The organism is Kumtagia sp. (assembly GCF_059502445.1).
The window spans coordinates 11,010-26,519 of record NZ_JCACER010000074.1 but is presented as its reverse complement, the minus strand read 5'-3'; the positions used below and the strand labels follow the sequence as shown (position 1 = coordinate 26,519).

Annotated in this window: 20 protein-coding genes and 1 tRNA gene; 8 read left to right on the top strand and 13 right to left on the bottom strand. The window is 65.8% G+C overall.

The window, feature by feature from the left end; translation table 11 throughout:
• Positions 1-42 precede the first annotated feature (42 nt).
• The 4 genes from AC5JDC_RS19740 to ppa all read left to right on the top strand — a co-directional run bounded on the left by AC5JDC_RS19740 (position 43) and on the right by ppa (position 2,758).
• The gene (locus AC5JDC_RS19740; protein WP_495843859.1) at positions 43-900 is read left to right on the top strand and encodes a TPM domain-containing protein; all 858 of its coding nucleotides are present in this window, start codon (positions 43-45) and stop codon (positions 898-900) included.
• Between the two features lies 1 nt (position 901).
• Positions 902-1,537, top strand: coding sequence for a TPM domain-containing protein (locus tag AC5JDC_RS19735; protein WP_495843857.1), 636 nt, complete (start codon positions 902-904; stop codon positions 1,535-1,537).
• Positions 1,538-1,614: 77 nt separating this feature from the next.
• The gene (locus tag AC5JDC_RS19730) at positions 1,615-2,121 is read left to right on the top strand and encodes a GNAT family N-acetyltransferase (protein WP_106772946.1); all 507 of its coding nucleotides are present in this window, start codon (positions 1,615-1,617) and stop codon (positions 2,119-2,121) included.
• Between the two features lie 100 nt (positions 2,122-2,221).
• On the top strand, positions 2,222-2,758 hold the full coding sequence (gene ppa, locus AC5JDC_RS19725; RefSeq protein ID WP_495843854.1) for an inorganic diphosphatase: 537 nt from the start codon (positions 2,222-2,224) through the stop codon (positions 2,756-2,758).
• A gap of 68 nt (positions 2,759-2,826) precedes the next feature.
• Here the strand turns inward: ppa and AC5JDC_RS19720 are convergent, their stop codons facing one another.
• The 3 genes from AC5JDC_RS19720 to AC5JDC_RS19710 all read right to left on the bottom strand — a co-directional run bounded on the left by AC5JDC_RS19720 (position 2,827) and on the right by AC5JDC_RS19710 (position 4,109).
• Positions 2,827-3,414, bottom strand: a complete 588-nt coding sequence (locus AC5JDC_RS19720; protein ID WP_495843852.1) for a hypothetical protein — start codon at positions 3,412-3,414, stop codon at positions 2,827-2,829.
• Between the two features lie 76 nt (positions 3,415-3,490).
• Complete coding sequence (locus AC5JDC_RS19715; protein WP_495843849.1) at positions 3,491-3,808, bottom strand: DUF167 family protein; 318 nt, start codon at positions 3,806-3,808, stop codon at positions 3,491-3,493.
• Positions 3,809-3,818: 10 nt separating this feature from the next.
• Entirely contained in the window at positions 3,819-4,109 is a 291-nt protein-coding gene (locus tag AC5JDC_RS19710; protein WP_106772942.1) for a YggT family protein, read from the bottom strand.
• Positions 4,110-4,331: 222 nt separating this feature from the next.
• Between AC5JDC_RS19710 and AC5JDC_RS19705 the strand changes: the two genes are divergently transcribed.
• From AC5JDC_RS19705 to AC5JDC_RS19695, 3 genes are all read left to right on the top strand, one after another.
• Positions 4,332-4,407 (top strand) — tRNA-Ala (locus AC5JDC_RS19705).
• Between the two features lie 237 nt (positions 4,408-4,644).
• Positions 4,645-4,884, top strand: coding sequence for a hypothetical protein (locus tag AC5JDC_RS19700; RefSeq protein ID WP_106772941.1), 240 nt, complete (start codon positions 4,645-4,647; stop codon positions 4,882-4,884).
• A gap of 384 nt (positions 4,885-5,268) precedes the next feature.
• Entirely contained in the window at positions 5,269-5,520 is a 252-nt protein-coding gene (locus AC5JDC_RS19695; RefSeq protein ID WP_106772940.1) for a hypothetical protein, read from the top strand.
• A gap of 90 nt (positions 5,521-5,610) precedes the next feature.
• Here the strand turns inward: AC5JDC_RS19695 and AC5JDC_RS19690 are convergent, their stop codons facing one another.
• From AC5JDC_RS19690 to fsa, 6 genes are all read right to left on the bottom strand, one after another.
• Entirely contained in the window at positions 5,611-5,916 is a 306-nt protein-coding gene (locus AC5JDC_RS19690; protein ID WP_495843845.1) for a hypothetical protein, read from the bottom strand.
• Positions 5,917-5,937: 21 nt separating this feature from the next.
• Positions 5,938-7,473: a methyltransferase regulatory domain-containing protein gene (locus AC5JDC_RS19685; protein ID WP_495843843.1), complete on the bottom strand. Its 1,536-nt coding sequence runs from the start codon at positions 7,471-7,473 to the stop codon at positions 5,938-5,940.
• Positions 7,474-7,711: 238 nt separating this feature from the next.
• Positions 7,712-9,166, bottom strand: a complete 1,455-nt coding sequence (locus AC5JDC_RS19680) for a GMC oxidoreductase (protein ID WP_495843841.1) — start codon at positions 9,164-9,166, stop codon at positions 7,712-7,714.
• Positions 9,163-9,336, bottom strand: a complete 174-nt coding sequence (locus tag AC5JDC_RS19675; RefSeq protein ID WP_165816082.1) for a hypothetical protein — start codon at positions 9,334-9,336, stop codon at positions 9,163-9,165. Before AC5JDC_RS19675 ends, AC5JDC_RS19680 begins: the two co-directional genes overlap by 4 nt.
• A gap of 112 nt (positions 9,337-9,448) precedes the next feature.
• Positions 9,449-10,354, bottom strand: a complete 906-nt coding sequence (locus tag AC5JDC_RS19670; RefSeq protein WP_495843865.1) for an EamA family transporter — start codon at positions 10,352-10,354, stop codon at positions 9,449-9,451.
• Between the two features lie 197 nt (positions 10,355-10,551).
• A complete protein-coding gene (gene fsa / locus AC5JDC_RS19665; RefSeq protein WP_106772936.1) occupies positions 10,552-11,205 on the bottom strand; it encodes a fructose-6-phosphate aldolase in 654 nt (217 codons plus the stop codon).
• A gap of 377 nt (positions 11,206-11,582) precedes the next feature.
• On the opposite strand from fsa, the gene AC5JDC_RS19660 reads away from it, so the two are divergent.
• Complete coding sequence (locus tag AC5JDC_RS19660) at positions 11,583-12,314, top strand: ABC transporter permease (protein WP_495843839.1); 732 nt, start codon at positions 11,583-11,585, stop codon at positions 12,312-12,314.
• A gap of 37 nt (positions 12,315-12,351) precedes the next feature.
• On the opposite strand, the gene AC5JDC_RS19655 is transcribed toward AC5JDC_RS19660, so the two are convergent.
• The 4 genes from AC5JDC_RS19655 to AC5JDC_RS19640 all read right to left on the bottom strand — a co-directional run bounded on the left by AC5JDC_RS19655 (position 12,352) and on the right by AC5JDC_RS19640 (position 15,461).
• Positions 12,352-12,834, bottom strand: coding sequence for a hypothetical protein (locus AC5JDC_RS19655; protein WP_495843836.1), 483 nt, complete (start codon positions 12,832-12,834; stop codon positions 12,352-12,354).
• A gap of 10 nt (positions 12,835-12,844) precedes the next feature.
• On the bottom strand, positions 12,845-14,077 hold the full coding sequence (gene rlmN, locus AC5JDC_RS19650; RefSeq protein WP_495843834.1) for a dual-specificity RNA methyltransferase RlmN: 1,233 nt from the start codon (positions 14,075-14,077) through the stop codon (positions 12,845-12,847).
• Between the two features lie 211 nt (positions 14,078-14,288).
• Positions 14,289-14,792 (bottom strand): invasion associated locus B family protein, encoded by a 504-nt coding sequence (locus tag AC5JDC_RS19645; protein ID WP_106772932.1) that lies wholly within the window; start codon positions 14,790-14,792, stop codon positions 14,289-14,291.
• A gap of 324 nt (positions 14,793-15,116) precedes the next feature.
• On the bottom strand, positions 15,117-15,461 hold the full coding sequence (locus AC5JDC_RS19640) for a YkvA family protein (RefSeq protein ID WP_106772931.1): 345 nt from the start codon (positions 15,459-15,461) through the stop codon (positions 15,117-15,119).
• Between the last annotated feature and the right edge of the window lie 49 nt (positions 15,462-15,510).

Below are 15,510 nucleotides of genomic sequence, written 5' to 3'. Positions count from 1 at the left end.
TCTCCCCCCTTGCGGGGGAGATGTCCGGCAGGACAGAGGGGGGTGCGAAGGGGCGTATGCTTCTCCGGAGACGGATGGCCGAGCATCCTCCCCGCAACAATAGCAATCCTTCTCCTCTTCACCCTCTCTTCCTTCACCGCCGAGCTTCCAAAACTCACCGGACGGGTCGTCGACGACGCCGGCATGATCGACGCGGCCACCCGGGCGGCGCTGGTGCAGAAGCTGGAGGCGTTCGAGAAGCGATCGTCGGACCAGATCGTGGTGGCGACCGTCGACAGCCTCGACGGCGAGGCGATCGAGCCCTACGCCAACCGCCTGTTCCGCGCCTGGGGGCTGGGCCAGGCGGGCGAGGACAACGGCATCCTGCTGCTCGTCGCAAAATCCGACCGCAAGATGCGCATCGAGGTCGGCTACGGGCTGGAGGGCACGCTGACCGACCTGCACTCCCGGCTGATCATCGAGAACACGATGGTGCCGGCGTTCCGCGCCGGTGACTTTTCCGGCGGCATCTCGCGGGCGGTCGACGACATCATCATGGTGCTGGAGGGCAATGCGGCGGAACTCGAGGCGCGCGCCAAGCGCAACCAGCAGAGCGAGAACAGCGAGGTCGACTGGATCTTCATCCTCTTCATAGCGCTGTGGGCGACGCTGTTCTTCGGCGGCATGGCGATGGCGATCCTGCCGCCGATCTTCGGCCGGAAGATCGGGCCGAACCGTTATCGCTGGCTCGGCATGGACATCACAGTCGGAGGAGGGGGCTCGTCGCGGCGCGGCGGCTGGTCGACCGGTTCGGGCGGCTGGTCTTCCGGGCGCGGTGGAGGCGGGTGGTCCTCGGGAGGCGGCGGCTTTTCCGGCGGAGGCGGATCGTCCGGCGGCGGTGGATCCTCGGGGAGCTGGTGAGATGACCAACACGCTGAGCGCTCCCGACCATGACCGCATCGTCGCGGCGATCCGCGCCGCCGAGGCCGACACGGCGGGCGAGATCTACTGCGTCGTCGCCCGGTCCAGCGATCCCTATTTCTATCCCGCCGCCTTCTTCGTCACCCTGGGCATCGTGCTGGTCGGTGTCATCCTGGCGTTCCTGCTGGAGTTCTGGTGGGTCAGCCTGCGCCTGCCGGTGTTCTGGTCGGCCGTCGTGCTGGCGCTCGCCGCCGCCTGGCTGGTCCTGCTCCTCCTTCCCGGCCTGCGCATCCACTTCGTGCCGCGGCGGCTGCGCTACCAGCGCGCCCACGACAATGCGCTGAAGCAGTTCCTGGCGCGCAACGTCCACATCACCACGGCGCGCACCGGCGTGCTCATCTTCGTGTCGCTCGCCGAGCGCTATGCCGAGGTCGTCGCCGACTCCGGCATCAACGCCGAGGTCGAGCAGGAGAGCTGGAACGGCATCGTCGCCGACCTCGTGGCGCATGCCCGCGACGACCGGCTCACCGACGGATTCGTCGCTGCGGTCGCGGCGGTCGGCGTTCTCCTGGCGCGCCACTTTCCGCGCGGCGAGGCCGACGACAACGAGCTCGACGATCATCTTGTGGAAATCTGACACGCCGACCCGGCGCTGACGCGTCCGTGAATCGCCGTCGCTTGCAATGGCCGGCGGGCAGGCTAATGTTAACCATCATGAGCACCCTCACCATCGATATCCGCAAGGCCGAGCCGCGCGACGCCGTGGCCATCGCCGAGGTGCATCATGAGGCGTGGATGGGTGCCTATGCCGGCATCATTCCGCACAAGGCGCTGACCAGGATGGTCAACCGGCGCGGCAGCGACTGGTGGGCCAATGCCATCCGCCGCGCCGCCAGCGTGCTGGTGGTCGAGATCGGCGGCAAAGTCGCCGGCTATGCGACGATCGGGCGCAACCGGGCGCGCGAACTGCCGCAGCAGGGCGAAATCTACGAGCTCTACCTCAAGCCGGAGTATCAGGGCGTCGGCCTCGGCAGCCGGCTGTTCGCCGAGGCGCGCAGGCGTCTCGCCGGCCACGGTCTCAGGGGCCTCGTGGTGTGGGCACTGGAAGACAACGGCAACGCCGTCGGCTTCTACGCGGGCGCGGGCGGGCGCGACGCCGCCGAGGGCGTCGAGATATTCGACCAGAAGGCGCTGAAGAAGATAGCCTTTGTCTGGGACTGACCGGCCCGGCGGCCGCCGCTGCCGTCCTCACCAGTTGCGCCCGGCCGGCTAGCCGGCTATCGGAAGGCCGAGATCAAGCCGAGTTCAACGGGAACCAGCCATGCGTATCGAAGCCATCCCCACGGGCAAGAATCCGCCCGAGGACGTGAACGTCGTCATCGAGGTGCCGGTCGGCGGCGAGCCCATCAAATACGAGATGGACAAGGAGGCGGGAACGCTGTTCGTCGACCGCTTCCTGTACACGCCGATGCGCTACCCCGGCAATTACGGCTTCGTCCCGCACACCCTGTCGGGCGACGGCGACCCGATCGACGTGCTCGTCTGCAACACGCGCGAACTCATTCCGGGCTGCGTCATCAACGTGCGGCCAATCGGCGTGCTGGTGATGGAGGACAATGCCGGGGAGGACGAGAAGGTGATCGCCGTGCCGTCGCCGCATCTCACCAAGCGCTACGAGAAGGTGCGCAACTACACCGACCTGCCGCAGATCACGCTCGACCAGGTGGCGCATTTCTTCCAGCACTATAAGGATCTGGAGCCCGGCAAGTGGGTCAAGATCGGCGGCTGGCACGACGCCGACCGCGCCAGGCAGATGATCTCGGAAGCCATGGAGCGGGCCGCCAGGGTGAAGGGTTAGTATCCTCCAAAGCGATCGACGGCTCGCGATCCACGCTGCCACATGGCTGGGGGCAGCTCCGCGCCGCCTCAATTCTCCTGACGGTCGAATTCCGGCAGGCCGTCGCCGACCAGCACGCGCTCGTCGGCGCCGCAGGCGAACTGCCGCGCCTGCTCGTCGGCGATGCGGCGCGCCGTCTCGTTGGCCTTGGCATTGCCGCTCGCCATCACCAGGCCGACCGTGCAGCCGTCGGCCTCGCTGACCTGACCAACCTTCTCCACCGCAAGAACCTCGATCTTCTCGTCGGGATTGTCCGGGTCGCTGCTGACGAACCAGCGATGGATGGTTGCGATCGGTATCTCGCGCTCGCCCTCGGTCTCGATGCGCCACTCGATCGTCGGTCCGGTCGAATTGAAGGCGGAGAAGCTCTCCCAGACATGCCCGGCTCCGGAAGGCGGGAAGCCGTAGAAGACGGATTCGCGCAGGTCGCCGAGGTAGTAGAGCACCGGGTAGCCGCGCCAGCCGGGACAGACCAGGCTGGCGAAGTCGGCCTCGCCGGCCTCGAAGGTGGCGCAGTCCTGCGCGATGTCGATCTCGGTATAGTCGCTGCGGATCTCGGCCGCCCCGGCAGGCTGGCCGAGCCCGGCGAGGATGATCGAGATGGCAAGCTTCCGCATCGACTGCTCGCTCCGCAGGGTCCAGGCAAGCGTAGTGCAGGCGCGGCCGAAAGAAAACCGGCGGCAGCGCGCGGGATCAGCCTCCGGTCGTCCGCCCGCCCAGCCCGTTCAGCACGAAATCGGCGCCGGCGTTCAGCCGCACCGTTTTCAGCCGGGCGGTGTGGCCGGCGACGACGCTCACCTTGGAGCGCGGCAGGCCGAGCGTTTCGGCGAGCAGGCGCTCGAGGGCGGCGTTGGCGGCGCCCCTCTCCGGCAGCGCTCGCACGCGGATTGCAAGATGGCTGCGCCCGTCGTCGCCGGTCTCGATGCCGTCGATCCGGTCGGCGGCCGCCTTCGGCGTCAGGCGCACGAACAGCTCGAGCCCTCCGCCGCGCTCCCGGAAGAAGCCGGCCATGGCGTTCCTGTCAGACGACCAGCGGCGCGATGGTCGTCCACAGGAACTGGCGCAGGAAGAAGATGATCAGCAGCACGATGATCGGCGAGATGTCGATGCCGCCGAGATCGGGCAGCAGCCGCCTTATCGGTGCAAGCACCGGCTCGGTGATGCGGAACAGGAAGTTGCCGACGGTGCCGACGAACTGGTTGCGCGGGTTGACCACGTTGAATGCGTACAGCCAGGAAAAGATCGCCGACGCGATCAGCAACCACCAGTAGATTCCGAGAGCGAGATCCAGCGTCTGGATGAGGGCGAGCATAGACAGTCTCCTGTGACGCCCGACATTTAGCCACTGGCCGGAGTGCCGACAAGCCCGTGCCTGTCGTGGCGGCGCCGAGGCCATATGCATGGCAAGCCCGGCGCCGGCGGCACATGCCCCCGGCGGGATCAGCCGTCTTCCCGGCAAAACAATCCAGCGGCGGCGATCTTGTCCTGCTTGACAGCCGCCGCGGCTCTGCCATAACACCGCCAACCGTCGGATGGGGCTGTAGCTCAGCTGGGAGAGCGCGTCGTTCGCAATGACGAGGTCAGGGGTTCGATCCCCCTCAGCTCCACCATACGGTTTTCTCCTTCGACTCCCCGAAATACCCATCGATAACTGGCCGACCACCGGGTCCGTTACGTCTCATCTCGCGTCGTCATCCGCGCGTGTCGGGTTTGGGCGCCGCTCAGGCTCCGCAAAAGTTGTGGATATGCAACTTTCGTCTACTCAGGCGTGTGATGCGTCGTACCGAGGTCACATTCGCTTGGCATTAGCTTTGGTGCGCGGGGGGCCTGTCGACAGGAGATACCGAATGTGGATCAGGCTGAAGTCCAACAAGGAAGGCAACACTCTGCTGGTTTCCTTGGACCAGGTTACGCATATTGCACCGCGGGCGGGCGGAGGCTCCACGCTCTACTTTGCGATGGAAACCGCTGACCCCACGGGACGACAGCCCAAGCAGAGGCTGCTGGCAGTCAGGGATTCGATCGACGACATCGCGCCCCAACTCGAGTTTGCCGGGCTCTCCTCCGTCAGGAGCCGCGCGGCCTAGCTCGCGGTCGCGGCTCGGAAACGGCCACCGGCCCCTGCGCGCCGAACGCGGAACGGCGGGCGATGTCGCTTGCCGTTCCGATGTAGTCGCGGCCCCGTTAGCTTCGGGCCCGCTCGTCACAAGTCCGCTTCCGCACACGCCGATGAACGCCTCGGCAGGGATGGTGCGCGAGTGTCAATCGCCTCCCGCATGACGAGGGTGCCTGTTCGGTCAAGGTCGACAGAGTGCAACGCTGTATGCGGGCAAGTCCTACACAGCCGGTAAATTGGTTGTGACCAAGAAGACATCGCCTACCGAAGCGTGTAAGCCGCACCAAGGTCACGTTGCTTTTTGATTTGCTCAGGGCGGTGAACCTCAATTCGTGTGGAGAGGAGAAATATTGGAATGTGGATCAGGCTGAAGTCCAACAAGGAAGGCAACACTCTGCTGGTTTCGCTGGACCAGGTTACGCATATTGCGCCGCGGGCAGGCGGGGGCTCGACACTCTACCTTGCGATGGAAACCGCTGACCCCACGGGACGACAGGCCAAGCAGAAGCTGCTTGCAGTCAGGGATTCGATCGACGACATCGCACCCCAGCTCGAATTCGCGCGGACGTCCGCCGTCAGAGGCCGGGCAGCCCAGCCGATCACTTAACGTCTTGGTCGCGGCGCGGGAATGGTCGATCATCGATCCCGCGCGGTGACCAACGCGGAACGGCAGCCGAATACCCTTGCCGTTCCGCTGTCAGCGCGGATCGGGCCGCTCGATCTCCCGGCATTTGCGCACCGGGCAGGACCTGTCGTCGGCGGCCGGGACACTGGCATAGGCGATGATCTGGCCGGGATCGCAGAAACGCGCATCCGAGACATAGCGATCGTAAAGCGGCAGGCCGGCGATGCGCGACGACCGATAGCGCAGGATCACGGCGCCGTTCTGGGCAACCACCTGCTTGATGCGGGCGCAGGTCCAGCCGGTGATCTCGTAGCGCGGCTCGGCCACAGCGCCGGTGGCGGCCAGGAGAGCCGCGGCAGCCGTCAGAATTCGTCGCATGCCATCACCCGCTGGAGGCCGTCAGGCGATACCGAGCTGTTCCAGCACGGGCAGCCGCTTGTCGGCGAAGGTTTCATAGCGCGTCCGCAATTCGGCGAGATTCTCCTCCGGCGTTGCGATCGCCTGGCCGTCGCGGATGAGCCGCTGGCCGAGCGTGCTCAGCGTCTGCCAGACCAGCGCCGGCGGGTCCGGCTGCTTGTTCTGGCGTGCAAGAAGAAAGAGCTGCTCGAAGCGGTCGACGTTGACGCCGCCGCCGGTGACGGGCGAGGCCAGCGCCTGGATGTCGTGCGAGTGGCGGGCCTGCTCCATCACCGCGCGGTTGAAGCGGCGCGTCGACTCGCGTCGCCTGGCGTCGCCCTTCTCGTCGAGGCAGGGATGCACGTGGCCCGAGCCGACCAGAACCAGCAGCGCCTGTATGGTGCGCGCCCAGCCGAGCTCGGCGATCGCGGGAATGGCCTGCATGCTGCGCAACGTCTTGGGGCCGGAGGCCAGCGCGTCGAGGAACGGGCCGTAGACCTCCGGCTGCATCGCCGCCTCGCCGAGCGAGCCGTTCACCTTGGCCGGCATGTCGGGGCGGCCGATGGACAGCGCGAAGCGCATCTCCTGCCAGCGCTCGCGCGCGGTGAAGAAGCCGAGCGGCACGGCGCCCTTGACGAAGATGTCGCGCCGGAACTGCTGGTTGACCATGTAGTCGCGCGTCGTCTCGCGCAGCTCCGGATCCTCGATCTCGTTGAGGAAGGTGCGCTGCGCCTCGGTCAGGTTCAGCGCATCGACATGGTCGAGCAGATGGGCGGAGCCGAGGAAGGTCAGCTTCGCCTCCGCCATCTCGGCCGCCACGTCCTTGTGGTAGAACGGGTTCCAGTCCTGGTTGAGGAATTCGTGGACGAGATAGTTCTTGTTCTGCGACTTCATCTTCTCCAGCCGCTCGCCCACCGCCGGGCTGGCCTGGAAGTAGCGGGCATTGGCCTCCTTCAGCCGCGAGATCGCCTCGATCGACTTTTCGAAGCGGTTCAGCGGGCTGCCGCTGCGCAGCGAGGCGAATTCGGCGATCAGGCGGCGCAGCGGCGCGGCTGCGCCCCAGCCCGGCATGCAGTTGTAGGATACGTAGGCGAGGCCGCCCGGCTTGAGGTGCCTGGCGATGAAGGCGACGATCGTGGCGCGATTGGCCGCGCTGATCCAGGACAGGATGCCGTGCAGCGCGATGATGTCGAACTGCGGAAGGGACGGATCCTCGAGGAATTCGGCGAAGCTGGAGTCGGAGAACTGGACGTTCTTCATGCCCCCGGCGGCCGCAAGGGCGCGGGCCTCGGCGATATGGGTCGGATTGAAGTCGGTGGCGTGGAACACGCCATGCGGATTGGCCGCGGCGAGCACGTTGGTGCTCACGCCGCGCCCGCAGCCCAGTTCGCACATGGCGAACGGACCCGTCGCCGGCTGCGCCGTGACGGATTTCGCCAGCGCCGCAAGATCGAGGATGGCCGGGGTGAGCTCGCGATAGAACCCGGCCGTATAGGCCACTTCCGAGATGTAGCCGGATGTCCAGGAACTCGTCGTCACCCCGATCCCCCCGCGCGGCATTTGGCACCGAACGATAGAAGTAACTGCTTCGGGTGGGAATGCAAATGGGTCGGATCAACTTCCGCGATGTTCACTTCAGCTTGGTAAAGGCCGCGCGGCCGCAGCAAAGCCGATTGCAGGACCGCGGTTTGACCGCGCCGCGCAGCGGTGACACCGGGCAATCGGTGGCAGCCGGGTCACGCACGCGCCACCCGGCTGCAGGCAAGAGGGCTTTATATCACCGCAACATGGCGCTCTGGCCTATGGTGCGGACGAGATGGTCGCCCAACCGGGCGCTGAGTGCCACGATCGTCGTGGTCGGATTGCACTGGCCCGACGTGGCGAAGACGGATGAGCCGCCGACATAGAGGTTCTCCATGCCGTGCACCTTGCAGTTGCGGTCGACCACGCTCCTGGTCAGGTCGTCGCCCATGCGGGTGCCGCCCATATGGTGGTGGCCGGCGAGTTCCTGGTCGGTGGGATAGGAATCGCCGTTCAGCACCCAGTCGGCGATGCGCACCCGTCCGTAGTTCTTGGCGGCGAGCGTCTCGCCGAACAGGCGCAGGCCCTCCAGCAGGGTCCGGTGCTCCAGCTCGCTCTTCTTCCAGTGCAGCTCGATGCGCGGGATGCCGAGCGCGTCGCGCGCGGAAGCCGACAGCGCGACGCGGTTGTCGGCGCGCGGCGACTGCTCCCAGCCGACATAGAGCTGGGCGGCGCAGCGCAGCTTGGCGCCGATGCTCTCCGCCGTCCATTCGGCGGTTTCCGGCGCGAGGCAGGCCAGTTCGGCGACCAGCCACTTGGCGCCGTGATACGGCATCTTGATGAAGCGGACACCGAAATTCATGATCTGCCGCTCTCGCATCGCCTGCAGCGATGGCGAGAAGAACGCCTCCGAGACGTCGTCCATCTCGAACTGGTCCGGATTGTTCATGATGGCGTTGCCGCCCTCGAACTGCGGGTGCTCCATCCAGTATCTGCCGAGCGCTTCCGCATGCGGCACGACGCCGCCGCTGGAGCGCTCGTTCGACCACAGCAGCAGGCGCGAGTTCTCCAGGCCGCCGGTGCAGGGCAGATAGTAGTCCGCCGTGGCGACGCCCTGGTCGCGGCCGGCCGACCAGATCTTTGCGCCGGTGATCTTGCTGCCGTCGCCCTGCAGTTCGGTGACGTAGGTGTCGAGCACCAGCGCGATCGCCTTGCTCGCCTCGATCTCCGGCCCGAATTTCTCGCCGAAGCGCACGGCCGGGCTCTTGATGAGCTGCACCCAGCGGATGTCGTCAGAAATCGGGACGTCGTCCCGGAACGGGACAAGATCGAGGATGTCGTGGACCTCGTCGAGATAAGGCTCGATGTCGGTGCGCCGTATCGGCCAGCCGGTATCCGGCACCCACGCCTTGGGTTCGAAATCGACGGCGTCCATGACCCGGCACCAGCCGGCCCAGTGGTTGGAGCAGCCGCCGAGATGGCGCAGCCGCGTCACGTCGAGGTCGAAATAAGGGTCGCCGACGGTGGTGCCCTTGTAGAAATCCTGCGATTCCTCGGTGTAGTCGGCGGCCCCGGCCTCGAAGATGGCGACCGGGATGCCGGCGGCACCGAGCTTGCGGGCGATGGTGACGCCGGCCGGGCCGGAGCCGATGACGATGACTTTCGGCTTGAAGCCGTTGGAGCGGAAGCTCTCGAAACTGTCGAAGATCATGCCAGGTCGCTCCTCTTCAGGATCCAGCCATTGATCTCGACGAATTCGTCCGCGGGCGGCTCCGCGGCCGGCACGGCATGCTCGCGGAAGAGCGCGAGGGCAGGTATGGACAGAAGCACCTGAAGCACAGTGCGGCGCTTCACCTTGGGAGAAGTCTGTTGGGGGCTCATGATCTCTTTCCCACGAGGTTCGATGATCGTGGTGTCTCTTCTACAAGGTGGGACACTTGCTGAAGAAAAAGCGAAAGCCGTGCCAGATCATGGGGTCCGGCGGCTGGCCGGCTCAGCCGATCGCAAGCAAGGTTAAGATTCCGCAAACGATCAGCACGCAGCCGGCGACTTCCAGCCGGTTGATCTTCTCGCGGAAGAAGAAGACCGAGGAGGCGAAGGTGAAGATCATCTCGACCTGGGCCAGCGCCTTGACGACCGCCGCCTGCTGCAGGGTCATGGCGGCGAACCAGCCGAAGGAGGCCGAGGCGCCGACCAGCCCGACGAACAGCGACGGCTTCCATGCCCTGGCGATGCGATCGAACTCGGCTCGCTCGCGCCAGACCATCCAGACGAGCATGACGACCGTCTGCAGCACGATCACGACGCTCAGCGTATAGGCCGCCTGCATCAGGAAGTTCGGCCCGCCCAGCGCCAGCGAGGCGGCGCGATAGGCGACGGCCGATACGCCGAAGGCCGTGCCAGAGGCCAGACCGATCAGGGCGGTGCGGGCAAACATCGAGGTCACCAGCGAGCGGGCGGTGATCGACACATGCGCGACCGAGATCAGCATGACGCCGAAAACGCTGATGCCGATGGCCGTCAGCGCGCCCGGCGTCACGCCCTCGCCCAGGAAGAGCAGGCCGAACAACGCCGCCTGCGCCGGCTCCGTGCGAGAGTAGGCGGTGCCGACGGCGAAGTTGCGGAACGAGAACAGGTGTACCAGCAGGAAGGTCGCCGCGATCTGCGCCAGCCCGCCGACGGCCGCCCAGACGAGGAATTCCTGGTTCGCCGCCGGCAGCGGATCGCCGCGACCGAAATGCAGCAAGGCCACGAAGGCCAGCGCGAAGGGAACGCCGAAGCCGAAGCGCACGAAGGTGGCGCCGGTGGTGCCCATCACGCCCTTGAGGTGCTTCTGGAACGCCGAGCGCAGGTTCTGCAGGAAGGCGGCGCCGATGGTGATCGGGATCCAGAGCTCAATCATGTCGCCGCCTTCGCTGAACGAAGCGGTTTAGGACATGGCGGCGGCCGGGCGCAATATCCGGGCGTGTCCGGCAATTGGCCCAGGCATCGCCGGCGCGGATGCCCGGCCTCCGCAGCGCCTCCACAAAAAAGGGCCAGCGTCGCCGCCGGCCCTTCCCGCATCTCCCCTGATCAGTCCGGCGGAAGCCGGCCGCGTCAGCCGATCTGCTGGCCGGTCTTGGCCCAGTCGGCGAGGAACTGCTCCAGCCCCTTGTCGGTCAGCGGGTGCTTGACCAGCGCCTTCAGCGTCGCCGGCGGCACCGTCGCCACGTCGGCGCCGATGATCGCGGCCTGCTTGACGTGGTTCACCGTGCGGATCGAGGCCGCCAGGATCTCGGTCTTGAAATCGTAGTTGTCGTAGATGGTGCGGATCTCGGCGATCAGCTCCATGCCGTCGATGCCGGTGTCGTCGAGGCGGCCGATGAAGGGCGAGATGAAGGTCGCGCCAGCCTTGGCGGCGAGCAGCGCCTGGGTCGCGGAGAAGCAAAGGGTGACGTTGACCTGCCGGCCCTCCGAAGTGATCGCCTTGCAGGCCTTCAGCCCGTCCAGCGTCAGCGGCACCTTGATGCAGACATTGTCGGCGATCTTGGCGAGCGCCTTGGCTTCCCGCATCATCTCCGAATATTCGATGGCGGTGACCTCGGCCGAGACCGGGCCGTCGACGATATCGCAGATCTCCTTGGTGACCTCGGCGATGTTGCGGCCGGCCTTCAGGATCAGCGAGGGATTGGTAGTGACGCCGTCCAGCAGGCCGAGATCGTTGAGTTCGCGGATTTCCTTCACGTCCGCCGTGTCGACGAAGAATTTCATGGGGATCGTCCTCTTTTGCCGAATCGCGCTCGATGCCGGTTGTGCGCTTTCGTTCCGTCTCCGGAAACCGGCAATCCTCGACCGGCCTTTTAATGCGATTGGCGCCGGGCTCAAAGGACTGTTTTCGTCTGTCGTTCGATGCGGGCCCTTGCCGGCCCGTGTGCGCCGGTGCCATGGCTCGGAGGTCGACCTGCCGAACCCCGCGGGAACACGGGGTCTTTGAGAGGGCGGCCGAGTCTGATAGAGGTCGCCCGGCAGGCCGCTCAGCCACCATCAAATAGACCGAATTGCGATCAGTATCACTCCGCATGCAGGACCTTGTCAGAACCAACACCTGGGCCACGCAGATCGGCGGCATGAGCCGGGTCATCACGGCCATGATCCTGCGCGACATCAAGACGCGCTTCGGCCGCAACCGGTTCGGCCTGGTCTGGGTGCTTCTGGAGCCGATCCTCTTTTTGGCCGGATTCCTGATGCTGCGCTTCTTTCTGGAAACGCGTGTTCCCTTCGGCCAGAACATGGCGCTGTTCCTCCTGACCGGCATTCTGGTGTTCAGAACCTTCAGTTCGATCGCGACGCGGGCGCAGGCGTCCCTGACGGCCAACCGCGCCTTGCTCGCCTATCCGCCGGTGAAGCCGTTCGACATCATCGCGGCGCGGATATGCCTCGAGACGATGGTGATGTTCGTCGTCTGGGTGATCTTTTTCGGGTTGCTCGCGGCATGGTCCGAGCAGAAGGTGATCGTGCATTTCGACCGGTTCTTCGAGGCGACTTCCGCGCTCGTGCTGCTTTCCGCCAGCATGGGTGTGTTCAACGCGGTGATGGCGGCGCTGTCGGCGACCTGGGAGCGCATATGGCCGCTGATCCGGTTACCGCTGCTGTTTCTCTCGGGGATTTTCTACGTCCCCATCCTCATGCCACCCTGGGTGCAAGCCATCATCTGGTGGAATCCGGTTCTGCATTGCGTCGAGTGGCTGCGCACGGCGACCTACGTCACCTACGACCCGCTGCTGGACAAGTCCTACGTGCTGATCTTTTCCAGCGTCGTGCTGGCTCTGGGACTGCTGATAGAGCGGGGCTATCGCCACGTCATTCTGAGCAATAGCTGATCGTCGGCGGTCGAACGGGTTCCGGCGCCGGCGCGGTTCAGGTGCCGGCCCGCCAGCCGCCGGCGGAGCGTCCGGCGATGAGCCAGTAGCCCAGCCCTCCGCACATGCCGGCGCCGATCAGCAGCGCCAGAAGACGCGGGCCGGCCAGCATCGGATTGGCCGTGAGGTCGGTAGCGTCGCGATCGACGACCGTCGCGCCCGACTGCCAGAGCATGCCGGCGGCTGCGAGGCCTACGGCCGCCCCGGCGAGCGCATAGGTGAGCCAGTCGCGCCGGCCGACATATTCGGCGAGCACGACCGCCACCGCCGCTGGCAGGAAGGCGTAGTAGGCGACGAACAGCGCGACGAAGGGAATCGAGAAATAGATCGAGCCGAGCGCCACCCAATGCGCCTCCTCGGTGGTGAAGCCCTGGGCTCCGAGGATGGTGAGATGCAGGAAGGCGCTCGCCGCCAGGCTGGCGGCTGCATAGCCGACCACCATCACCAGAAGGCGCAGCAGGAGGGTGAGGACGCTCGCCAAGGAGCCGCGCTTAGTCGCCGTGGCCGGCGATCATCATCGCCTCCAGCGCCAGCCGCTCGGTCTTCTTCATGCGCTCCGATTCCGACTTGAGCTGGCCGCAGGCGGCGAGGATGTCGCGGCCGCGCGGCGTGCGGATCGGCGAGGCGTAGCCGGCATTGTTGATGAAGTCGGCGAAACGCTCGATCGTCTCCCAGTCGGAGCACTGGTAGTTGGTGCCCGGCCACGGGTTGAACGGGATCAGGTTGATCTTGGCCGGAATGCCCTTGAGCAGATGCACGAGCGCGCGGGCGTCGTCGAGCGAATCGTTGACGTCCTTCAGCATCACATATTCGAAGGTGATGCGCCGCGCGTTGGACAGGCCGGGATAGGCGCGGCAGGCCGCCATCAGCTCCTTCAGCGGGTATTTCTTGTTGATCGGCACCAGCAGGTCGCGCAGGTCGTCATTGGTGGCGTGCAGCGAGATCGCCAGCATCACGCCGATCTCGGCGCCGGTGCGGGCGATCTCCGGCACGACGCCGGAGGTCGACAGCGTGATGCGGCGCTTCGACAGCGACAGGCCGTCACCGTCCGACGCGATCAGCAGCGCCTTCTTGACCGCCTCGAAATTGTAGAGCGGCTCGCCCATGCCCATCATGACGATGTTGGAGATCTTGCGGCCTTCCGCCGGCACGATGGCGCCGTCCGGCGTGTCGCGGTCGGGGAAGTCGCCCAGCCGGTCGCGGGCCGTCAGCAGCTGCGCCAGGATCTCCTCGGCAGTGAGATTGCGCACCAGCTTCTGCGTGCCGGTGTGGCAGAAGGAGCAGGTCAGCGTGCAGCCGACCTGGCTGGAGATGCAGAGCGTGCCGCGGCCTTCCTCGGGTATGTACACGGTCTCGATCTCGACCGGCCGGCCGGCGCCGCGCGGCGGGAAGCGGAACAGCCACTTGCGGGTGCCGTCGTTGGATATCTGCTCCTCGACTATCTCCGGGCGGGCGATGGTGAAGTGCCGGGCGAGCGTCGCGCGCAGGTCCTTGGAGATGTTGAACATGTCGGCGAAGTCGGAGACGCCGCGCACATAGAGCCAATGCCAGAGCTGCTGCACGCGCATCCTGGCCTGCCGCTCCGGAACGATGCCGGCGGCGACCAGTGCCTCGGCCATCTCGGCGCGCGTCAGCCCGACCAGCGACGGCTTTTCGGCAAGCGCCGGACGGGTGCGGAGTGCGTCGCGCCGTTCCGGCGCGGTGAGGTCGAGGGTGAGCGTCATGGCAAGCCTATATGGGGATGCCGAAGAAAATTCAAAGCGATCCGCCGCGCCCATAGCACGGCCGGCGGCCCGCGTCACGGCCCGCCGACATGGCCTGCCCGCATCGTCACCGCCCGGCTTGCCAGATCACCGCTTCAGGTCGCCTACCTTTGCCAGCAGGACGCGACGGCGTGGAGGATCGCCGGATCGATCTCTTCCGACGCAACTGCCTCTACTTGCAGTTGGCGATCGACGACAGTGCCGCCGAGATGCCCTTGAGCGAGAAGGTGTAGCCGGTGGCGTTGCCGCGCCCCGACTTGGCCGCGACCTTCATGTCGGCGCCGCCTCTCATGGCGGCGATCAGCGCCGGCTCCTCGGCGGCGTTCTCCACCCAGGCCGACTTGCCCTTGGTGAACATTGAGAAGGTCTTGCTGCCGACCGTCACCTGGACCTTGGAGTTCTCCTGGAAATTGTAGGAGGCGATGAATTGCGGCTCATAGCTCACCTGCTGGCCGGGACGCTGGCTGACGAAGAAGAAGATGTCGCCGTGATCGAGCGAAGGCGGCTGCTTCTCCGTCGGCACGGTCAGCACGTAGCAGACCTTGCCGTTGCCGGCCTGATAGCTGTAGGTGCCCCATGCATTGTGCTGGCCGATCTTGGTGGCCGACTGGGCAAGGGCCGGCATCGCACCCGCGACAAGGATCAGGCCCGAAACCGCTGCTATCAATCCGCGCATCTTTTCACCGTCTTGTTCATTCCGCTGGAATTGCGGGAGCAGGCCGGGTTTTGCAGCCCGGCCCGTTCGTTTAATTTTGAATTAGTCAGGGTTACGAAATGGTGAACGTCCGCGAAAAACGGCCCTCGCCATCCAGCACCACCGCCAACCTTGTTCCGGACCCTTTGCAGGTTCCGTTTTTGTCCCTGGGCAGGTTCAAGACAACAAAAACGGCAGCAGTTTGACTTTTTGCGCCTGCTTGTGACCGCGGCCGGCTGCCGTGACGCGGAGCATCGCCGGAAGCCGCCGCCTTCCGGCGCAAATTCCGTCGACGGCAGAGGAAAATCACGAAATGTTGTGCAGGGTCTCGCGGGCGGCAAGCCGGTGCGCCGGCTTCAGCTGGGCGCGGACTGCCGCCAAGGCCGCAGTCAGCACGGCGATGTCGTCGGTGAAGCCCAGGCCGAAGAAGACGTCGGGGATGGTGTCGGCGGGCAGCACGAAGTAGGCCAGCGCCGCGAACAGGATGCCCTTGGTCTTGAGCGGTGTTTCCTTGTCCATGGCGCAATAGTAGCCGGCGACCACCTCGTCCATGAACGGAACCTGCGCGGCCGCCTTCCTGGCGGTCTGCCAGAACTTTTCGCGTACCGTCTGCTCCTGGGCTATTCCATCCTGGCTGTTCAACGTCGCCATCTGCGCTTTCTCCCTTCCCCGAAAGATGTGGGAAAGCACTGCCCGCCCT

Bases quoted from the DNA above. Each gene is read 5' to 3' on its own strand.
- AC5JDC_RS19735 (WP_495843857.1), top strand. From the start codon at position 902: ATGACCAACACGCTGAGCGCTCCCGACCATGACCGCATCGTCGCGGCG.
- AC5JDC_RS19730 (WP_106772946.1), top strand. From the start codon at position 1,615: ATGAGCACCCTCACCATCGATATCCGCAAGGCCGAGCCGCGCGACGCC.
- ppa (WP_495843854.1), top strand. From the start codon at position 2,222: ATGCGTATCGAAGCCATCCCCACGGGCAAGAATCCGCCCGAGGACGTG.
- AC5JDC_RS19720 (WP_495843852.1), bottom strand. From the start codon at position 3,414: ATGCGGAAGCTTGCCATCTCGATCATCCTCGCCGGGCTCGGCCAGCCT.
- AC5JDC_RS19715 (WP_495843849.1), bottom strand. From the start codon at position 3,808: ATGGCCGGCTTCTTCCGGGAGCGCGGCGGAGGGCTCGAGCTGTTCGTG.
- AC5JDC_RS19710 (WP_106772942.1), bottom strand. From the start codon at position 4,109: ATGCTCGCCCTCATCCAGACGCTGGATCTCGCTCTCGGAATCTACTGG.
- AC5JDC_RS19700 (WP_106772941.1), top strand. From the start codon at position 4,645: ATGTGGATCAGGCTGAAGTCCAACAAGGAAGGCAACACTCTGCTGGTT.
- AC5JDC_RS19695 (WP_106772940.1), top strand. From the start codon at position 5,269: ATGTGGATCAGGCTGAAGTCCAACAAGGAAGGCAACACTCTGCTGGTT.
- AC5JDC_RS19690 (WP_495843845.1), bottom strand. From the start codon at position 5,916: ATGCGACGAATTCTGACGGCTGCCGCGGCTCTCCTGGCCGCCACCGGC.
- AC5JDC_RS19680 (WP_495843841.1), bottom strand. From the start codon at position 9,166: ATGATCTTCGACAGTTTCGAGAGCTTCCGCTCCAACGGCTTCAAGCCG.
- AC5JDC_RS19675 (WP_165816082.1), bottom strand. From the start codon at position 9,336: ATGAGCCCCCAACAGACTTCTCCCAAGGTGAAGCGCCGCACTGTGCTT.
- fsa (WP_106772936.1), bottom strand. From the start codon at position 11,205: ATGAAATTCTTCGTCGACACGGCGGACGTGAAGGAAATCCGCGAACTC.
- AC5JDC_RS19660 (WP_495843839.1), top strand. From the start codon at position 11,583: ATGATCCTGCGCGACATCAAGACGCGCTTCGGCCGCAACCGGTTCGGC.
- rlmN (WP_495843834.1), bottom strand. From the start codon at position 14,077: ATGACGCTCACCCTCGACCTCACCGCGCCGGAACGGCGCGACGCACTC.
- AC5JDC_RS19645 (WP_106772932.1), bottom strand. From the start codon at position 14,792: ATGCGCGGATTGATAGCAGCGGTTTCGGGCCTGATCCTTGTCGCGGGT.
- AC5JDC_RS19640 (WP_106772931.1), bottom strand. From the start codon at position 15,461: ATGGCGACGTTGAACAGCCAGGATGGAATAGCCCAGGAGCAGACGGTA.